The 20530-nt window shown below is 41.1% G+C and carries 20 protein-coding genes and 1 tRNA gene; 12 read left to right on the forward strand and 9 right to left on the reverse strand.

The features are described from left to right. Positions 1-14 precede the first annotated feature (14 nt). From FSB73_RS02375 to FSB73_RS02400, 7 genes are all read left to right on the forward strand, one after another. A complete protein-coding gene (locus FSB73_RS02375) occupies positions 15-767 on the forward strand; it encodes a dienelactone hydrolase family protein (protein ID WP_146779971.1) in 753 nt (250 codons plus the stop codon). Between the two features lie 346 nt (positions 768-1113). Next, positions 1114-1842, forward strand: a complete 729-nt coding sequence (locus tag FSB73_RS23785; protein WP_225974395.1) for a metallophosphoesterase family protein — start codon at positions 1114-1116, stop codon at positions 1840-1842. After that, the gene (locus tag FSB73_RS23790; RefSeq protein ID WP_225974396.1) at positions 1761-2384 is read left to right on the forward strand and encodes an exonuclease SbcCD subunit D C-terminal domain-containing protein; all 624 of its coding nucleotides are present in this window, start codon (positions 1761-1763) and stop codon (positions 2382-2384) included. Before FSB73_RS23785 ends, FSB73_RS23790 begins: the two co-directional genes overlap by 82 nt. Before the next feature lie 9 nt (positions 2385-2393). Continuing rightward, positions 2394-4502 carry an AAA family ATPase gene (locus FSB73_RS02385; protein ID WP_146779972.1) on the forward strand — a complete coding sequence of 703 codons (2109 nt, stop codon included), beginning with the start codon at positions 2394-2396 and terminating at the stop codon, positions 4500-4502. Further along, positions 4472-4912 (forward strand): hypothetical protein, encoded by a 441-nt coding sequence (locus FSB73_RS02390; protein ID WP_146779973.1) that lies wholly within the window; start codon positions 4472-4474, stop codon positions 4910-4912. Before FSB73_RS02385 ends, FSB73_RS02390 begins: the two co-directional genes overlap by 31 nt. Next, on the forward strand, positions 4879-6147 hold the full coding sequence (locus FSB73_RS02395) for an SbcC/MukB-like Walker B domain-containing protein (protein WP_225974397.1): 1269 nt from the start codon (positions 4879-4881) through the stop codon (positions 6145-6147). Before FSB73_RS02390 ends, FSB73_RS02395 begins: the two co-directional genes overlap by 34 nt. Positions 6148-6332: 185 nt before the next feature. Continuing rightward, a complete protein-coding gene (locus FSB73_RS02400; RefSeq protein ID WP_146779974.1) occupies positions 6333-9050 on the forward strand; it encodes a family 20 glycosylhydrolase in 2718 nt (905 codons plus the stop codon). A gap of 99 nt (positions 9051-9149) precedes the next feature. Here the strand turns inward: FSB73_RS02400 and FSB73_RS02405 are convergent. The 5 genes from FSB73_RS02405 to FSB73_RS23460 form a co-directional block, all read right to left on the reverse strand. After that, positions 9150-9220: transfer RNA gene (locus FSB73_RS02405), tRNA-Gln, on the reverse strand. Positions 9221-9394: 174 nt separating this feature from the next. Beyond that, positions 9395-10699: a polyribonucleotide nucleotidyltransferase gene (gene pnp / locus FSB73_RS23795; protein ID WP_262712463.1), complete on the reverse strand. Its 1305-nt coding sequence runs from the start codon at positions 10697-10699 to the stop codon at positions 9395-9397. Then, positions 10696-11631, reverse strand: a complete 936-nt coding sequence (locus FSB73_RS23800) for a hypothetical protein (protein WP_225974398.1) — start codon at positions 11629-11631, stop codon at positions 10696-10698. Before FSB73_RS23800 ends, pnp begins: the two co-directional genes overlap by 4 nt. A 172-nt stretch (positions 11632-11803) precedes the next feature. After that, positions 11804-12076, reverse strand: a complete 273-nt coding sequence (gene rpsO, locus FSB73_RS02415) for a 30S ribosomal protein S15 (RefSeq protein WP_091394360.1) — start codon at positions 12074-12076, stop codon at positions 11804-11806. 24 nt (positions 12077-12100) lie between these two features. Continuing rightward, complete coding sequence (locus tag FSB73_RS23460) at positions 12101-12250, reverse strand: hypothetical protein (protein WP_192904124.1); 150 nt, start codon at positions 12248-12250, stop codon at positions 12101-12103. 39 nt (positions 12251-12289) lie between these two features. Here FSB73_RS23460 and rlmD point away from each other — a divergent pair, with 39 nt between their 5' ends. The 4 genes from rlmD to pdxH all read left to right on the forward strand — a co-directional run bounded on the left by rlmD (position 12290) and on the right by pdxH (position 16183). After that, positions 12290-13729 (forward strand): 23S rRNA (uracil(1939)-C(5))-methyltransferase RlmD, encoded by a 1440-nt coding sequence (gene rlmD, locus FSB73_RS02420; protein WP_225974399.1) that lies wholly within the window; start codon positions 12290-12292, stop codon positions 13727-13729. 15 nt (positions 13730-13744) lie between these two features. Beyond that, entirely contained in the window at positions 13745-14419 is a 675-nt protein-coding gene (locus tag FSB73_RS02425; RefSeq protein ID WP_146779976.1) for a rhomboid family intramembrane serine protease, read from the forward strand. 119 nt (positions 14420-14538) lie between these two features. Beyond that, positions 14539-15465, forward strand: coding sequence for a rhomboid family intramembrane serine protease (locus FSB73_RS02430; protein WP_146779977.1), 927 nt, complete (start codon positions 14539-14541; stop codon positions 15463-15465). A 49-nt stretch (positions 15466-15514) separates the two neighbouring features. Further along, positions 15515-16183: a pyridoxamine 5'-phosphate oxidase gene (pdxH, locus tag FSB73_RS02435; protein WP_146779978.1), complete on the forward strand. Its 669-nt coding sequence runs from the start codon at positions 15515-15517 to the stop codon at positions 16181-16183. 159 nt (positions 16184-16342) lie between these two features. Here the strand turns inward: pdxH and rpe are convergent, their stop codons facing one another. From rpe to FSB73_RS02455, 4 genes are all read right to left on the reverse strand, one after another. Then, positions 16343-16993, reverse strand: coding sequence for a ribulose-phosphate 3-epimerase (rpe, locus tag FSB73_RS02440; RefSeq protein ID WP_146779979.1), 651 nt, complete (start codon positions 16991-16993; stop codon positions 16343-16345). 10 nt (positions 16994-17003) lie between these two features. Then, entirely contained in the window at positions 17004-17795 is a 792-nt protein-coding gene (locus tag FSB73_RS02445; protein WP_146779980.1) for a tetratricopeptide repeat protein, read from the reverse strand. A gap of 151 nt (positions 17796-17946) precedes the next feature. Beyond that, a complete protein-coding gene (locus FSB73_RS23185) occupies positions 17947-18534 on the reverse strand; it encodes a hypothetical protein (RefSeq protein ID WP_158639380.1) in 588 nt (195 codons plus the stop codon). Between the two features lie 3 nt (positions 18535-18537). Continuing rightward, on the reverse strand, positions 18538-19413 hold the full coding sequence (locus FSB73_RS02455; protein WP_146779982.1) for a DNA-processing protein DprA: 876 nt from the start codon (positions 19411-19413) through the stop codon (positions 18538-18540). Positions 19414-19789: 376 nt separating this feature from the next. Here FSB73_RS02455 and FSB73_RS02460 point away from each other — a divergent pair, with 376 nt between their 5' ends. Then, positions 19790-20371 carry a MarC family protein gene (locus FSB73_RS02460; RefSeq protein WP_146787997.1) on the forward strand — a complete coding sequence of 194 codons (582 nt, stop codon included), beginning with the start codon at positions 19790-19792 and terminating at the stop codon, positions 20369-20371. Positions 20372-20530 lie beyond the last annotated feature (159 nt).

Below are 20530 nucleotides of genomic sequence, written 5' to 3' on the forward strand. Positions count from 1 at the left end.
ATAAACAACGAATTATGCATGCAATTAATCAAGAGGTCGTATCAATAAAAGTTAATGGCGAAGCGGACCCCATGGGCGCCTATCTTGCTTATCCAACAAATTCAGGCCAGTTTCCTGCTGTTATTATTGGAATGGAAATATTCGGTATTACAGATCACATAAAAGAAATCACCAACAATATGGCTGCGCTTGGATATGTGGCCATAGCTTTGGACTTTTATCATCGTACTGCCCCAGGGACTGATCTGCCATACAATCAGCAAGGTCGCACCAAAGGATTGGAATTGATGCACCAATTAAAACGTTCAGAGGTCTTGCTGGACGTGAAAAGTAGCATTGATTTTCTACGTTCAAGGCCAGATGTGACAGGAAAAATTGGTTGTCTTGGCTTTAGTATTGGAGGCCATATTGCCTATTTGGCAGCAACACAGTTAGATATAAAGGCAACCGCCTGCTTTTATGCAGGATGGTTAACAAATACTGACATTGCACTTAGCCAACCTGAGCCCACAATTACACTGACAGCTGGGATTGCAAAAAATGATGGTTATATTGTATATTTTGTAGGCGACCAAGACAGTTTGGTGACCGAAGATCAATTAAAAACGATGGAAGCGGCCCTAGGCTCAACTAAGACAAAATTTGAATTCGTCGTGTATCCAGATACAAAACATGGCTTTTTTGTGACCAGCGCCCCGAAACTTTCAATATGTACGCCAGGGACGATGCCTGGCGACGCGTGCAAGAATTGTTTGCGAAGGAATTAGAAAAACACTAATGGAACCCTTTTGGATTATTCAATGCACAATGCCTCTTCTAATTCATCCAACGCATTGTCTCTAAAACAAAGCTATCACGATATATTTCAATGCAGTTTTGAAGGTAAAATTAAATCAGGAAAAAGCTTATATCAATTAAATATAATTTAAAACACATCCTGAGCTACCCATCATCCAAGTCTGCCACATTTTACATAATATTACGGTTAACCACCACCCTATCAGCTTAGGATCTTTACCTTATAATTGCTCAATTCTTTCTAAATTTACCGGGGCAGCATGCGCAGGAGCACGCCTCATTTATATTATTAAAAACAATAATTCCACAAGAATTATGAAGGTATTACATACAGCAGACTGGCATATTGGGCAATTATTTTATGAATATGATAGAACTTATGAACACGAACAGTTCCTTAAATGGCTGACAGAGACGCTATGTACGGAAAAAATTGATCTATTACTGATTTCAGGAGATGTATTCGACATTTCCAATCCATCGGCAAGCTCTATCCGGCTTTTTTATACTTTTTTAAATAATGCAACCAGAAAATGCCCTGACTTGCAAATTATTATTACAGCAGGCAATCATGATTCCGCCTCCAGGCTGGAAGCGCCCAGTCCGCTGCTGGAATCCTCCAGGATTCATATTGTAGGTACAATAGAGAGGCAAGGCGATGGCCTGATTCATTACGATAAAATCTCCATTCCGATCCTTGATCATACAAATCAAATCACCGGCTGGTGCCTGGCCATTCCTTATTTAAGAGCCGGCGATTATCCAAAACCAGATAAAGATCATCCAGAAGAAATCAAATATCACAGCTACACGGCAGGCGTTGAGTTATTTTATAAAGAAGCACATGCTTTCATCATGAACAAGAAAACAAAGGATCAATTTGTCCTTGCCATGGGGCACCTACATGCCGCCCAAGCAGAGATAACGGATATGGATCAAGCGGAGAGAGCTATTATGGGGGATTGGAATGTATCTCCGCCAGTGCCTTTCATCCAGACTTACTCTATGTTGCCCTTGGACATATACACAAAGCGCAAAAAATAGGTGGAGAGCAGCGTATTCGCTATAGCGGCAGCCCGCTTCCACTTTCATTCTCTGAGCTCAATTATAAGCATCAGGTCTTAAGTTTTGAAGTAACCGCAGGTGGCATCGATCAAATTATGCCCATTGAAGTCCCTGTAAGCGTTCCTTTAATCAGAGTGCCCCAAAAGCATGCGCCCCTACCTGAAGTAATACAGGAATTGGAAAAATTGCCTGACGCCTCCACTTTGCAGCCGGATCTTTACCCACCCTTTTTAGAAATCAGGATTTTGCTCGACGAACCCCGGCCTGGTTTACGACATCAGATAGAAAAAGCACTGGAAGGCAAAAACATTCGCCTCGCCAAAATAGACGTAAAATATCCTTCCAGAAAAGCAGAGGATAACCATTATGGTAATATGGAAGAAAATCTGGGAGAATTAACGCCAGAGGAAGTTTTTAGCCGCACTTATTCAGCGCAGTTCCAAAGTCCTCCGCCGCAGGAACTTTCCAGATTATTTAAGCAAGCAGCCATCGAAGCGTCGCAAAATCAAGATCAAGCATAAGTTTAAAAAATGAAAATTCTACAGATTTCAATCAATAACCTGGCTTCACTGGAAGGTGAAACCACCCTTGATTTCACTAGCGAGCCATTAGCCTCTGCAGGTATTTTTGCGATAACCGGCCCTACAGGGGCAGGCAAATCCACGATACTAGACGCTCTTTGCCTGGCACTGTATGCAAGAACGCCACGATATGTTCAAGCCAAAAGCAAAGGCATTGAATTACAGGACATTTCAGGGGAGACTATTTCCCAGGGAGATCCCAGAGGAATCCTTAGAGATGGCACTACCGCTGGAAGTGCCTCGGTTTATTTTGTCGGTATAGACGGGGATAAATATGAAGCTACCTGGGCCGTAAAAAGGGCCCGGTTAAAAGTAACCGGCCGACTGATGGCTTATACCCACTCCTTGCGAAACCAAAGCAAACAAAGGGATGTTCCAGGCAACAATACGGTAATAAAAGAGGAGATAGAAAGGCTGATTGGATTAAATTTCGAGCAGTTTACCCGTAGTGTACTCTTAGCCCAGGGGGATTTTACTGCCTTTATGAAGGCGGATAAAGAGGAAAAATCCGCTTTACTGGAGAAGTTGACAGGTTCACAGATTTATTCAGAGATCTCAAAAGTCATTTATGAGCATTATAAAAATGAAGCTGAGGCGCTTAACAATCTGAAGGCAAAGGCAGAAAATATTGATCTATTAAACGAAGAGCAAATCAACCAAATCGCAGCACAGATTACTGAGCTGCAACAACAAGTAGCGCAGCAAACAAAAGAAAAGGCGTTAATAGACCAAGCCATAAATTGGCATCAGGTAAATGCAGATCTTGAAAATAAACGCCAGCAGGCAACCAATTCTCTAAACCAGGCCCTGTCAACCCAAGAAGGGTTGGCAGAAACAAAGATTCAACTGGCGTTGGTACAAAAGCTGCAACCTTTAAAAAGCATCCAGGAAAACCTAGTGGCAGAAAAAGACATTTTCCATCAGCATACAACTGCCTTAGAAACGCTAGAGCAACAACTCCAGTCACTTACAGACAAAAAACAGCTGTCAGATCACTTTTACCAGGAAGTATTCGCTAAAAAGGGTCAACAGGAAAAAGCGCTAAAGGAAGCCAGGCCCCTACTTGCCCAGGCCAGTAACCTGGATACCCAAATCAAAATTGCAACGGACCAGCTAAATCAACAAAACAACGACCTCACAGAAATCCGTCAAAATAAGGAGCAAATTGAGCAAGAACAAAAGACTGTTCAGGAAAAATTAAAAGCTAACGAATCTACACTGACAGCCCTCAAAACCTGGCTCAACCAACGACAAGACCGAATTAAAATCGCAGAAAGCACAGAATTTATCAGTAGCAGGTTGCAAGAAGCATCCAGCTTATTGCTAAAATCTACAAATGCCAAAAAGGCTATAAAAGAATTGAACGTTGAACTGGAGACCCTCCAAAACAAATTGATTACAATCAAAGACCAAACGGATCAAACCAGTGGCAATTATTTGGAAAATGTACAATCATTGCAAGAGGTTCAACAACAATTGGCGCAGATAGATAACAACCAGCTGGAAGAAAATATTACAATACTTCAAAATAAACAGCGTGACTTTGAAAAGACGCAAGTTTTATTTACAGATTTTGAAAAAGCAAGCTATGAGCTTGGACAAGTCAGTGAGCAGATTACAGAAAATACCGAAAAAATTGAATCTCTGACAGCCGCCGCAGCACTTTTGGAGCCAAAAATCCAGACGCTGGAGACCCAAATTGATACGACAAGATCTCTGATTGAAAAGGCAACCCTTCGCAATACAGAAAATATTGCAAAACTAAGAGCAAGCCTGCAGGATAAGGCCCCATGCCCTGTTTGCGGCAGTACCGATCATCCTTATGCAAGTAATGCACACCCTGATCTGGCAGATCAACTTTTATCAGCCCTGCAAGAGGAGCTAAATACGACAGAGCGCGCATATAAGGATGCCGGACGCAAACATGCCGCCCTTATTTCAGAAATCGAACTGAGACAAAATCAGCAACAACAGCTGATGGCCAACCATGAAAATAAACAATCCATTTATCAAACAGCCAAAAAATTATGGGAAGCAACACCTTTTGGCAAACACTAAATAACAAGCCGGCAGATGCCATCCTGGGTTGGCTAGAGGAGCAAATCGCCGCTGCCAAGGAGACACTCACAGACTTCCATCAAAAGAAATCGCATTTCCAGCAACTGTTTCAGCAACGCGAGCTATTGCAAACTAATACCGAAACACAAAGGGAGAGACTGCAAAAGCTAAAAGACGCCCAAAAAGACCTGGATGCTGCCCTGGCTTTAAAAAATCAACAATTAGTCGTCAGCCAATCAAATCAACTGGAAGCTGATCAAATCCTTGGACAAATACAAAGTGATTTGAATGCCTATTTCCCTACGGCAGATTGGTTCTCCAACTGGCAGGCAGCACCCGATAAATTTACAGGTGCTATACAAAAGTTTGCCTCAGATTGGAAGCAAAACAAAAACAATCCGATAATCTAGACGTCCAGTTAGAGGGTCTCAAAATTGAACTGGAAGGTTTGGGGCGCGCTTTACAACGCGCGACCCACCAATTGACGCAGCAAATGGCCACCGTTAATAAACAACAAGTGGCACTTGATGACCTACGCAAGAGTCGCATGAATATTTTTGAAGGCAAATCAGTTTCCTCCATTGAAAGCGATCTGGAAAAAGCGCTTGAGGATATTAACCAACAGGTAGAGATAGCTCATAGACAAAACGAGGAACTTCAAAAAGATTGGATAGCTTCAAAACAGCAGCAGGCGATCTTAGAAAACAATTGGAAACAAGCAAAGACCAGATGTGCGCAATTGGATCAGAAAATTATCGATTGGATTGATTATTACAATCAACAAAATAATGCGGCAGACCAAATTCCACTTGACAGAGATCAGGTAGACCACTTACTCAGTTACACTGAACAGTGGATGGAGGATCAATTGGAAAAAATAAAACTGGCTGATCAGCAGGTAATAACTGCCAAAAGCAAATTAGAACAGAGGGATCGTGACTTACAAAAACACCGAGCTACTACCGGTGACCAGAGAAGTCTGGAAGATTTACTGGCATTACAACTGTCTAAAGGAAGCCAGCTGGAACAACATCAAATGGCTGTTATGGAACGGCAATTAAGAATAGAAAACAATCAAAAAAATCTAAAAAAGCAAGGTCAGGTACAAAAGCAAATTGAACAACAATTGCAAAAATATGAGGGCTGGGCCGCTTTAAATGGTTTGATTGGTTCCAGGGATGGGCGTAGGTTCAGGGAGATTGCGCAGCAATATACCCTGGATTTATTACTAGGTTATGCCAATAAACATTTATATGTGCTAAGTAAACGATATGTGCTTAGCAGAATCCCGGATTCTCTGGCCATCCAAGTGATCGATCAGGATATGGCAGATGAGCTAAGATCGGTCTATTCTCTATCCGGCGGAGAATCATTTTTAGTATCCCTGGCGCTGGCCCTTGGGCTCGCCTCTCTATCCTCTAGGCGCTTAAAAGTAGAGTCTTTGTTTATCGACGAAGGTTTTGGTTCTCTTGACCCAACGACACTTTCTGTTGCCATGGATGCCCTGGAAAGACTCAAAGACCAGGGCAGAAAAGTAGGCGTCATCTCTCATGTGCAGGAGATGACAGAAAGAATAGCTGTTCAAATTCAGGTACATAAAAAACCCAGTGGAAAAAGTAATATATCCGTGGAATCTTTGGCTTAAAAATAGGCAATGCGAAGGCGACTATACAACTCTATAAAAATCAACAATATATAAAGACATCATGTTGCTTCATCCATATTTATGCCTTATAAAAAGTGCTAAATATAGGTATTATGTCATACATGTTATATATTTGGTGAACGGTAATCATTTCCACTCAATTAAAAATAGTCATTTTCATTGTTATGAAATCTTTATTCTCTGGTACTGTGCAACAAAAATTACTGGTAGCCATTTTAATCATTGGCGCGCAGTTTTTTGTTAAGCAGGCTTTGGCGCAACAAGTCCCCGCGGATCTTTCTGACACGATGTTTTCTACCTATTACCAGCAAAGGGTTAGTCTATTTAGATTGCTGCCCAAGGAGCCTGGCCAAATCGTTTTCTTAGGCAATAGTATTACCGATGGGGCAGAGTGGGATGAACTATTCCCTGGTTCGGCTCCCATCATTAATCGGGGCATTAGTGGAGACATGACAGCGGGCATTCTTAACCGCCTGGATGAAGTTACCGACAGAAAGCCTTCCAAAATTTTTTTGTTGATTGGCACCAATGATTTGGCTCATGGTCTTTCTACTGACAGTGTGCTATTCAATATATTTTTAATTGCAAAACTGATTCATAAAAACAGTCCTCTGACCAGGCTATATATTCAAAGTATTTTCCCGGTCAACGCCTATTATCATAAGTTTGCCAGTCATACCGGCAATATGACCAAAATCAGGTCAATCAATCAGGCTTTATCTGCGAATGCAGCCAAATTAAACTATACCTATATTGACGTGTTTACTGAGCTAAAAGGCCCTGACGGCTTACTCGACATCCATTTAACCAATGATGGGTTACACCAAAAGGGTCCAGGCTATATGCGCTGGAAACACCTTATCTACCCTTATGTCATGGATGTCTCTACACGTCCAGCACTGTTGCCAGCCCCCAAAAACCTTCAATGGCAACCAGGTAAATTCCCCTTATATAAGTTACGCCAGATCACTTACCTGCAAGACTCATTAAAAGATCTGGCCATAGCCTTTGTTCAAAAGACCAAAGATCTTCATCCAGAAATGCTCGTTAGTCAAAACCTTAAAACCAATCAGCCTTCCTTAATCATCCGTTGTGCACATCAGTTCAATTGGCCTGCTACTGCGGGTAAAGCACCAACGAACTCTGGTAATAAAGAAGCCTATACCCTACAGGTAACTGAACAGCAGATTACCCTTACGGCCGGCACACGACATGGTATTTATAATGGTTTACAGACCCTCAAACAACTGATGCGAGATGGTAGTTTTATAGATAACTGTCAAATTAGTGATTATCCTAGTTTTGCCTGGCGCGGTTATATGATTGACGTTGGTCGCAATTATCAGCCTGTGAGCCTGATAAAAAGGCAAATAGACTTGATGGGAGATCTGAAACTAAACGTTTTCCATTTTCATGTAACGGAAGATGTGGCCTGGCGACTAGCCATCCATCAGTACCCTGAGTTAACTGCAGCAGCAAACATGACCAGGGATCAGGGCCTTTTCTATACTGAAAAAGATATAAAATCACTGATTCAGTATTGTAAAGAACGGTTTATCACTTTTATTCCAGAGATTGATATGCCAGGTCATAGTGCCGCATTTAAACGGGCTATGGGATATGATATGCAGAGCGATTCAGGAATAATAGCCCTCAATAACATTTTAACGGAGATATGCAATACCTATGATCTTCCTTATTTCCACATTGGTGCAGATGAGGTGCATATACACAATGACAAATTTCTGCCATCCATTATTAAGCTACTGGAAAATAAAGGTAAAAAAGTTATAGGATGGGATCCGGGTGGCACCTACCCGTCTTCTGTCTATCGGCAATTATGGCGCGGCACGACCCAAACACTCAAACCGGTTAATTATAAAAGAATTGACTCCCGTAATCTTTATATTAACCATATGGCTCCTGAGGAAAGTGTCCTCTCCATATATAACCATGCAATTGATGATAGCCAGCACGGCGACCACAATAATTTAGGCGCTACACTTTGTTTATGGAATGACAGAAAACTGGCAAGTCCTATGGGCAACCTGACACAGAATCCGACCCTGGCTTCAATATTAGCCTTTGCAGAAAGAAGTTGGTGTGGAGGTGGTAAGACAGGTAATCTAATTGGTTTAAATCATCTAAACGCTCTTGAAAAACATCAATTTGCTAATTTTGAAGACCGCTTATTGTCCATCCAACAAACCTTTTATAAAAACATTCCCTTTCAATATATACGACAATCCAATATAAAGTGGCAACTTCTGGGGCCTTTTAATAACAAAGGACATCTAAATGCAGGCTTTGCGCCAGAAACTACCGAGCAAAACGCCGATACAATAAATGCCGATTCTGGAGAAACAATCACAGGTGGTACAATTATTCTGCGTCATTTTTGGGATCCGGTTGTCAGGGGGTTACTGGATACACCAAAAGAAAATACGACCTATTACGCCAAAGGGCGTTACTATAGTCCGGTAGATACAACAGCGCTACTCTGGGTAGGCTTTTATGATAACTCCAGATCAACAGCCACTGCACCGGCCAAAGCCGGTAGCTGGAATAACCTGGGAAGTAAAGTCTGGCTAAATGGGCAAATTATTGGACCACCTGACTGGCAACGAGCCGGCCAAAAGGGCGATCTGGAAATCCCCTATTTAGACGAAAATTACTACTTTAGGGCACCTCGTGAAGTACCCATAAAAAAGGGTTGGAATTATTTATTGTTGAAAATGCCAGTAGGCAGTTTCAATTCAGGCAAATGGTATGCTCCTGTGAAATGGATGTTTACGGCAATGTTTGTTGAGCCACAACCAGGTAGCCCGGTAAATAATATGGAGCAAAACAAAATGCTTTATAGAGCCCCCTTATCCTTATAAGATGAGCGCCTCTAATATTTTGCTACTGTCAAGTTATACAAAGGAATTACTACAAACAAAAAAGCTCCTAAATTAGGAGCTTTTTTATTTTTTGGATTGTTGCCCGACCAGGATTCGAACCTAGACAAACGGCACCAAAAACCGTCGTACTACCATTATACTATCGGGCAATTGCCCCATTTGGGAGTGCAAATATAAAAGGCATTTTTTGTACCGCCAAATTATTCGAGGTAGAAATATTTCTAATTCTTTTTCAGGCAGATAGCACAAAAAAACAGGCCCCGTTTTTTGCTAAGGCAACAAACGGGGCCAGTTTTTATATTAGACTGTGGATGGATTAAGTCCTATCCGTTATGTCTGTTGTTTCTATCGCCATTACCTCTAAAACCGCCATCTCTTCTTTCAGGACGGTCTCTTCTCTCAGGGCGATCAGAACGCTCCGAACGTTCAGGACGTTCTGGCATTCCTTCTGGTCTTGGTTCCAGTGCTTTATGACTCAATTTGTATTTACCTGTTTTAGGATCTACAGCGATCAGTTTAACCTGAACTTTGTCTCCGTCATTGAAGACGCCATCCATGGTTTCCAAGCGTTTCCAGCTAATTTCACTAATATGCAGTAAACCTTCTTTTTTCGGTAAGAATTCAACAAATGCGCCAAATTCCTTCACACCTTTAACGGTACCTTCGTAGATCGTACCTACTTCAGGAACCGCAATGATCCCTTTGATGGTTTCCAGTGCTTTGTTCACGCCTTCTTTATCATTAGAGAAGATACTTACTTCTCCTTTGTCATTGACTTCTTCGATATTGATGGTCGTACCGGTTTCTTTTTGCAATTCCTGGATCACTTTACCACCGGGTCCGATCACTGCACCGATAAATTCTTTATCGATAATGATCTTAACCATTCTTGGTGCATGCGGCTTCACATCATCATGCGCTTTCTCGATGCAGTTATACATCGCATCAAGAATATGGAGTCTACCGGCTTTCGCCTGCATTAAGGCTTCCCGCATTACATCCATGCTCAGACCATCCACCTTAATATCCATTTGTACACCGCAGATACCGTCTCTGGTACCCGTTACTTTGAAGTCCATATCACCCAGGTGATCTTCATCACCTAAGATATCAGAAAGGATTGCGTATTTACCATCTTCTCTTGTGATCAGCCCCATAGCGATACCGCCCACGTGTTTGGGCACCGGTACCCCAGCATCCATCAGCGCCAGAGAACCGGCACAAACAGTTGCCATAGAGGAAGAACCGTTAGATTCCAAAATATCACTGATAATACGAATGGTATAAGGATAGTCTCCAGTAGGGATCATTTGTTTCAGGCTACGCATAGCCAGGTTACCATGTCCAATTTCTCTTCTACCCGGTCCACGCATTGGTCTTGTTTCACCGGTAGAGAATGGAGGAAAATTATAATGTAAGTAGAATTTAGAATAACTTGAGGAAGCAGCTGTTTCAACCAACAACTCATCCAAAGGCGTACCTAAGGTTACCGTAGACAGGGATTGTGTTTCTCCTCTTGTAAATAAGGCAGAACCATGGGGGGTAGGCAGTGGATCAATTTCCATAGCCAGTTGGCGCACTTCATTCAGCTGGCGGCCATCGAGCCGGATACGCTCATCCAGCATCATATTACGTACCAGTTCCCATTGCAGATCTTCATAATATTTTTGGCCAATTTTACAGTCAGCTCTTCTGGCTCTTCACCCAGGCTTTCAATAAGCGCATCTTTTAATGCTTTAAATGCTTCGCTTCTTTCATGCTTGGCTGTTTTGGCACGTGCAATTTCATTGATCTTGTCGGTCGCGAATTCGGCAACTTTTGCTTTCAGCGCTTCATCCTGCTCAGGTTTGGTATAATCTCTTTTGGAAGTAATACCTTTCAAATCGCGTAGTTTTTCCTGGGCTTTAATCTGAACGCGAATAGCTTCATGTGCAATACCCAAAGCCTCAATCAAATCTTCCTCACTGCACTCTTTACTCTCACCTTCGACCATCATCAGGTTTTTCTCAGTAGCTGCAATAATCAGATTCACATCTGCATTCACAACTGCGGAACGGCTAGGATTGACAACAAACTTGCCATCAATGCGCGCCACGCGAACCTCAGAAATGATTTCTTTAATGGGAATATCTGAAACGGCCAGGGCTGCTGAAGCGGCCAGACAGGCCAATGCATCAGGTAATACTTCATCATCGCTGGAAACCAAGGAGATGAGTACCTGCACATCACATAAATAATCTTCTGGAAATAAAGGTCTTAAAGCGCGGTCGATCAAACGACTGGTCAGCACCTCATAATCATTCAGACGGGCTTCCCTTTTGAAAAAAGAGCCGGGAATACGCCCAGCAGAGGAGAATTTTTCTTGATAATCAACGCTTAATGGAAAAAAGGATTGCCCTTCTCTTGGTTCCTGGCTAGCAACGACAGTAGCCAGAATGATATTGTTTCCCTGGCGGATTGTAACGGCGCCATCAGCTTGCCTGGCCAGTTTACCTGTTTCGATAAAAACCTCGCGGCCCTCACCCAGGTCAAATGAAACACTTAGTGGTTGTGTTAACATAAATATTTTTTTGAATTTGTAAAGGAGTTGTGCTTAGTAATAAAGGCGGGAACTCGAAATAGCACGGAGGATCTCCCCTACGGTTGACTGAATAACAGTGCGCTACAAAAAACTATTCCCAACTAACAATAAACTGTACGTTGGGAATAGCCAGTGTAGATCACTATATAAATTATTTTCTCAATCCTAACTGCTCAATGAGCGTACGGTAACCTTGTAAGTTATGTTTCTGCATGTAAGCAAGCAGACGTTTACGCTGGCCAACCATTTTCATTAAACCACGCTGAGAGGAGAAATCTTTTTTATTTTCTTTCAGGTGAGCGGAAATTCCCAGAATACGCTCAGTTAAAAGGGCAACCTGACCCTCAATAGAGCCAGAATTAGCGGCGTTTCCACCGTATTTAGCAAAGATTGCTGCTGTTTTTTCTTTTGTTAAATAAGACATTAAAAATCTGTTTTTAAACCTCTTTTAAAATTTTCTTCTTTTATTATTCGCTGGCAAAAGTACAGCTAAATATTTATATTGTAAAATAATTTTAGCGGGAGCTTCTCCCATAATGATCAATTTTGTCACTTCATGGCCAAAAATAAGCGATTTACTAACAAAATAGCTTTCCATCGGGGTAGGTTTTGGATAATCATCCACTATCTTTGCAACGTGAGAAAAAAACGCCCTAAAATCATTGTAGAAGACATACTCGCCCTTGATTATGCCGCCGGTGGCAAGGCCATTGGCAAAAGTGAGGGTAAGGTCATCTTTATTGAAAACTGCATCCCAGGTGACCGGCTGGATGTTCAACTGACCAAAAACAAAAAAGATTGGGCTGAAGGCTTTCCTGTTCAGTTCAGAAGTTACTCGCCCGATAGAATCCAGCCTTTTTGTGATCATTTCGGTATTTGTGGTGGTTGCTCCTGGCAATCATTACCTTACGAAAAGCAGCTTTTCTATAAAACCAAACAGGTTCAAGATAATTTTGAGCGCATTGGTAAATTTACATTCCCTGATATTCAGCCAATTATAGGTTGTGATCAGACAGTGGCCTATCGCAATAAGATGGAATACACCTATTCTACCAAAAAATACATTTCTCAGCAGGAAATGCTAGCGATCAAGGCTAAGGGAGAAAGTTACGACCCTACCGCCGACAAAGGTGTGGCTGGTTTTCATGCAAAAGGTTTTTTTGACCGGGTTGTCGAAATCGACACCTGTCACTTGCAGGCTGAACCGACCAATAAAATCAGAAAATTTATTGCTCAGTTTGCAAGGCTTAGAAATCTGCCTTTTTACGACATTGGCGAACATACCGGCTGGATCAGAACAGTACAGGTCAGAAATACCCAGGGCGGTGAGTGGATGGTAAATGTAGTGCTCGGTTATGATATTGCGGAACACAGAGAACAGTTAATGGAACTACTCCAGGAGAAATTTCCGGAGATTACCTGTCTGCTTTATACCATTAATGACAAAAAAAACGACAGTCTCTATGATTTAGCGCCTGTTATTGTAAAAGGAAATGGCTATATTTTGGAGCAGCTGGATGGATTTAAATACAAAATCAGTCCTAAATCTTTTTTCCAGACCAATTCAAGGCAGGCAGAGACCTTATATAAGGTAACCAGGGAATTTGCCGAACTAAAGCCAGACGGCAACCAGATTTTGTATGATCTATACTGCGGTACTGGTAGTATTGGCATTTTTTGCAGCGCTGGGGCCAGTTCGATCGTTGGCGTAGAGGTTGTAGAAGATGCAATTACGGATGCTAAAGCCAATGCGGCATTGAACAATCTGGATAACTGCCATTTTTATGCTGGCGATGTCATTAAAATCTGTGATGACGCATTTTTCGAGCAACATGGGCGTCCAGATGTTATTATCACTGACCCCCCAAGGGCTGGTATGCATGAGAAACTTGTACAGAAATTACTGGAGATCCAGGCACCCCTAATGGTTTATGTTAGTTGCAATCCAGCTACCCAGGCCAGAGACCTGGCCTTGCTGAGTGAAAAATATATGATTACAAGGGTTCAACCGGTGGATATGTTTCCTCATACACTACATATTGAAAATGTGGTTCAATTAAAATTAAAAACGACTTAAACGACTCAATAAATTATGCAAAACGGCAGGCAACTTGGTTTACCCCCTATCCCACCCATCATCAAGAATCTGATTATCATCAACTTCCTGGTCTGGATGATCCAGAGTTTTCTAGGTCAGCACGTAACGGCATTTATGGAATCCACCTTTGCGTTACACTCCTTTTACAGCCCGCTGTTTAAGCCTTGGCAGATCGTCACCCATATGTTTTTACACAGTCCCTTTGGCGGGCAATATGGCATTATGCATATTCTATTTAATATGTTTGCACTTTGGATGTTTGGCTCAGCCTTAGAGATCAACTTTGGCGGCAAGCGCTTTTTAACCTTTTATCTGTTATCAGGTATCGGAGCAGCCCTGATTTACCTGGGTTATCTCCAGTATGAACTCACCCCGGTCGTGGATCAATACCATGCACTTATCAGCTCTGGCGCACCGGATTTATACCTGCAAAAGTACAGGGCTGTTATTAATGAAGGCATGTTAGGGGCCAGTGGAGCCGTATTTGGCGTACTGGCTGCTTTTGGTTATCTATTCCCCAATACCCAATTATATTTATACTTCTTCTTACCGATTCCGACTAAATGGGCGATTATCGGCATTTTAGTTTATGAACTTTACGGTGCTTTCAGTAACACAGATAATGTCGCACATGTGGCACACCTGGGGGTGCGCTCACCGGCTTTTTAATTATATATTTCTGGAACCGGTATAACAAGCGACATTTTTACTAAAAAAGAAGCAATTTTTGGATTTTGATCAAATAGGCAATCCAAAAGATTGCATCTTTAAAATAATATACAAAGGAAATGAACGACATCTTACCCCATAAAAACAGGATCACACTGGGTAGCACAGGCAATGCACTGGTACTTTTATTAATGAGCAATGCAGTGCTTTTTGTACTACTGATCTTTTTTAAGATTTTTTACTTCATGACAGCCACCAGCAATGTGGCCAGTGAAAATGTTGCGCTCTTCCATAAAGAGATCTTTGATTATTTTGTTTTACCAGCTGATGGATCAGTATTTTTGCATCGCCCCTGGACGATACTTAGTTATATGTTTTCCCATGAGTCTTTACTTGCGCTACTTTCCAATCTGCTTTGGCTTGCTGCCTTTGGATTTATCCTCCAAAGCCTGGCGGCCAATCGTAAAATGATTCCTTTATACTTATATGGCGGTTTTTTTGGTGGCCTGGTTTTCCTTATTTGTAGCGTGGCCATGCCACATACAGCACACATGGCACAGCTTGAAGGTGCAACAACGGCGGTTATTGCTGTAGCTGCCGGCACAACTGCACTCGGACCAAAATACAAAATCTTCCCAAGGCTAAATGGTGGTATTCCACTCTGGATCCTCTTTGTCATTTTTATTGCCATTACCCTCAGCTCCAGTGTAGCAGCAGGCCTACCGCTGATATTAGCCTATATATGTGCAGCGCTACTGGGTTTCTTTTTGATGTGGAGCTATGATAGAAAAAACAGAGATTACTGCGAGTGGATGTATAACTTAGTCTACCGAATCGACGATATCTTTAATCCAGAAAAGAAAACCATAAAAAAAAATCGTAAGGGGCAGCAACTGTTTTACAAAGCGAAAGGACAGCCTTACAAAAGAACGGAACTCATTACCCAAGAGCGCGTAGATGAGCTACTGGATAAAATCAGACTTAAAGGCTACAAATCTCTTTCAAAAGAAGAAAAAGCCTATTTACAACGAGCCAGCCAAAAATAAATAAAGCGGGCACACTTAATTTTTCTTATTAATTTTAATGCAGGACCTCATGAGCCAGCCAAAGGATCACTCCTCATCATTACATAATCACATAGCAGCGATCAGAACGGAGTATAAACAACTTACCTTAGATGAAAAGGATGTCGAACCGGATCCTTTTTTACAATTTGACAAGTGGTGGCAGCAGGCTATTAGTGCCGAAGCAGGTGAAGTCAATGCCATGACACTGGCTACTGCTTCCCAGGATGGGATCCCAGATGCCAGGATCGTGCTTTTGAAAAATATTGCTGAAAACGGCTTCGTCTTTTTCACAAATTACGACAGCCGTAAAGGACAACAGTTATTGGAAAACCCGCATGCCGCATTGGTCTTTTTTTGGAAGGAACTGGAAAGGCAGGTACGCATTAAAGGAAAAGTAACAAAAGTAAGCCAAGAACTTAGTGACAGTTATTTTGCTTCCAGACCTACGGGTAGTAAGGTAGGTGCCTGGAGTTCTCCTCAGAGCCAGGTTATTGCCTCCAGAGTCATTCTCCAGCAAAATGAGCTCAATTTTAAAGCCCAATTCGGGGAGACAATTCCAAGACCAGAACACTGGGGTGGCTATGTTGTTATTCCGCAGTCCATCGAATTCTGGCAGGGTCGTCCTAGCAGACTACATGACCGTATTTTGTATACCAAAAATAAGGATAGCTGGCAGATTACAAGGTTGGCTCCTTAAATCCGATTATGCCATTTCGTTTAACCGTTTATCAGCCCCCTATACTGCCAGATAACCCAACTCAATGACTGTGATCTGGGTTTACAAGGAGCGATAAGGAGCATACAAGAGCGCTTCCTCCTCTTTTTACTTTCTTTTTTACTGAATTACCTTTGAAAATCAGGCGTCCAGCAAATCGGCAATCGCTCGTTTTGGATCAGCTGCTTTAAAAACGGAACTCCCTGCAACCAGCACATTGGCGCCTGTATCAAATAAAGTCCGTGCATTTTGCTGGGTTACGCCACCATCAATTTGAATCAGCGTGTCCAACCCCTTGTCATCGATCATTTTTCTAAGCTCCTTTATTTTAGTATAAGTATGCTCAATAAATGCTTGTCCCCCAAATCCCGGGTTGACACTCATTAAATTAACAACATCTGCATGCTGAATAATATCTTTTAGAAAATCGATAGGAGTATGAGGATTGACCGCAATCCCTGCTTTCATATCCTGATCATGGATTTGTTCCAATACTCGGTGCAAGTGCGGACAGGCTTCAATATGTACACAGAGTTGATCCGCGCCGGCCTTTTTAAAATCGGTGATATATTTTTCTGGTTCCACAATCATCAGATGTACATCACAGAATTTCTTTGTAGCACTGGCAATATGTTCTACAACCGGTAGTCCAAAACTGATATTGGGAACAAATCGGCCATCCATAATATCCAGATGTAACCATTCAGCTGCACTCTCATTGACCATAGCAACTTCTGAGGCCAGCTGTAAAAAATTAGATGCCAGAAAAGATGGGGCGATGATTCGCTTCATATACTAGATTTTAAGTGGCGGATATTTTTTGTTGAATGTTAGGCTGAAAAGGTTTTATCCTAAGACTTTGCTGATAATATTTGCGGGCACTGTCTTTTTCTTTCAATGCCTCAAATACGGTCCCGGCGGTATTAAGGAGCTCAATTGAGTGGGCATTATGTTTTAATCCCTCCAACACCGCCTCTTTGGCGGAAGCGGACTGTCCAAGTCGCAGCCAGAGCCTGGCCTTAGTGCAATAAGCTTCGGCAAAGCCCGGATCCAGTTGAATGGATTTATCCAGTAAAGGCAAGGCGGCTGCGGTATCTGCTTTTTGAGCAGCATATAAACCTTTGATATAGTGACTATATGCCTGATTTGTGAGGATGCGGTCGGCTATTTTCAGGCAGGTATCCTCACTTTTTAGCGCAAAAATAACACCTTGAGCCAGCAAAGCCTCTTCTCCCTGAAAATGCGTCAATGCTTTACTATAGGCAGCCATGGCACCAGTTGTATCAGTGCTGTCCAGCAAAATATTGCCCTTTACCACCCAAAGTCCGTATTTACTACTATCTTCATTTAAGAGGGTATCCATCTGACACAGCGCATCCTTGTATCGACCAACACTGTCGAGTTTTTGGGCAGTTAATAACCGAAGGCCCGAACTATCCGGATGTGCAGCCAGAAAACCCAGATAAGCATCTGCCTGCTTTTGTTTAAATAAAAGTGAATGTGGGTCTTCAGTTCCCTGTTTGCAGCCACTAATAGCTATTGCTGCCACCACCACACCGATGAGACCTTTTAACAGGCCAGTTGTCTTATTCATGCCACAAATTTAGGTGATGTTGGCCGCATGGGCAAAGCATTTTTATGGCAATTTGAATTGGAGATCTGCATTTAACGATCACTCCCAAATAAATCTTTGAATTCATATTGAATTGTTGCCATCACCGAACGTCTAGCTACAAATATACCAATCACTCTTTCAACACCGGGGATGTGCTCAATTGCACGTTTACAAGCTTTAAAATGTGCACCTGTAGTGATAACGTCATCAAATAACACCACATTTTTAGTGATATCTGCACAAGCCTTTTTATCAATTCCCAAGTTTTGAAAAAGGGCATTAACATCTCTTTTCGCGAGGATGTATGGACAGCTATAACATCTTGTTTTATAAAAAGCAATTCTTTTAAATTTGCATCAGAATACTTTTGTTTATATTTAAACAAAACTTGAATCAGACGGTCATCATATTCTGGATTGCACTTTGTTTTCGAGGGTGGAATTGGAACAAAGGTCGTGTCCTTATTCTTTAAGAATGAAGGGACCGTCTCTATTAATAGTTCTGATATGCGATTTATAGCAACTTCTTTATATTTCCACTCCGGTAAATGTCTACGACCCACATCTTTTTTAAAATTGCTTATCAAACTATTTGAGTCACTAGCTTCATAGCCTCCCCTTGCAATAAATTCATGAAAATAATAACATTCATCATTTTTATCTAAAAAAGAATGGTCACAGCGAACAAGATCATCAATCTTTAAAAGTAATGAAGACATAATTTAGCTTTGGTTTAAAACATTTATTATATCTGCATATTCTGTTACTCTAATCGCACCTAATTTTAAAAACTTTTCCGGCCACGAAATCGCCTTATTTTTAAAGCAACTATCCAAAATAAATAGCTTACGTCCTTGTTGGAGTGCAGCTTTGGCCTGAACTAATGTGCCTGAGGTTTCTCCCGCTTCAATAATTACAGTGCCTTCTGATAATGCTGACATAGTTTTATTGCGCTCGGGAAAGAATAATCTATTACCCATAATTCCTTGTTGTCTATATCGATAAAAAGGAACTTGCGAGATCAGCAAATGATTATGAGCAATAACATTTTGAATTTCTTTATTTTCTTTGGGATAAACCTTATCCAAGGGTGTCCCTATAACGGCGACAGTCCTCCCTCCATTCGCAATAGCCGTTTTATGTGCATGAGTATCAACCCCGCGAGCCAAACCAGAAACAATAGTAAAATCATCTTCAACTAAAAGTTTAACAAGCTTTGCAGTCCTTTTTAACCCTTCAGGTGTAGGATTTCGAGTACCAACAATAGATACAGACCTGGTTGATAAATAATCTAAATTTCCACTATAATATAATAGTTCAAGTGGTTCCTTTGCATCATTTAGTTTTTCAGGATAATCATAAGTTCCTTTTATCAAAAGATTTGTCTTATAACCAAAAACATTATTAACAACAATTGCTTTGATTTCTTCGTAGAATTCCGTGGTCACTCCTTCATTTAGAAAATCTGACGGGCGGCTACCTGGATGCTGTGAAAATAAAACAGCAAGACGTTTATAGCTAGCTTTCTGCTCATTCCATAAAGCTTCGTATGCAACAATTTCCTTTAATGGTTCAATTGGAGGTCTACCTGTTAACATTATTACTGTTTTAAAATTATTATTTAAAAAATACGAAAATCTAATTGCTGCCCAAAAGTAAGATCAAATTTGATTCAGATCTAATTTCCTGTATTGACCTTAAAAAGGCGTCATAAGACAATATGTAAATTTACACAAAAAAACTAACTTTTAGAACAAAAAAAAACAAAATTGCTAATATTTATAAAATCATTCTACTCCTTAATGCAATATATAACAGTACAAAAATTAACAAATAACAACAAATAATATCAGAAACTTAAATACATTTACAATAAATACCAATTTAATTAGCAATATTGATTGTACACTATCTTGTACCTTACTACTTAAATACTTACAATTATTCGTATTTTTGCGTCAAAGTCAATCCTATATGCACTTCCAGTTTAATCATTTACTCACAGTTACTTTTACCTTGTTTGCGGTTATTGATGCCCTGGGGTCCATCCCATTATTTATCTCCATTAAAGAAAAAAGCAAAGGACAGTTCAATGCCCGGAAAATTTCTATCATCTCAGGCATAATAATGATCGGTTTTTTGTTTGTGGGACAGCAGTTTTTAGACCTAATGGGTCTTGATATTAAATCATTTGCCTTGGCGGGTGCCATCGTACTGTTTCTATTGGGCCTGGAAATGACCCTTGGACATGAAATTTTTAAAGGCGACAATAATCCAGAGTTGGGTATTATCGTTCCGGTTGCATTTCCACTTATTGCAGGCAGTGCTACACTAACCACGATCATTTCTCTCAAAGCCATTTACAGCCAACTGGAAATTATTGGGGGTATCCTGCTCAACCTCTTTTTTGTGTATATTGTCATTACATCCCTTAGGTGGTTTGAAAAAATGCTGGGGCCAGGAGGTATTATTGCCGTTAGAAAGATCTTTGGTGTAATATTACTAGCCATAGCAGTGAAGATCTTTTCTTCCAATATGGGGGCATTCGGTTCTTAATAATCAACTACCTGATTATCAAATTTTAATTTAAGCCCATTGCCTAAAAAACACAATCCATTTGGTCGATTCTATCAGCTTGTGCCTATGAAATAATAAAATCAACCCTTTTATTATCAAATAATTAAGGACGATCCACGAAATATCGTCACTAAACCG

Source organism: Arachidicoccus ginsenosidivorans (genome assembly GCF_007971385.1).
GTDB lineage: Bacteria > Bacteroidota > Bacteroidia > Chitinophagales > Chitinophagaceae > Arachidicoccus > Arachidicoccus ginsenosidivorans.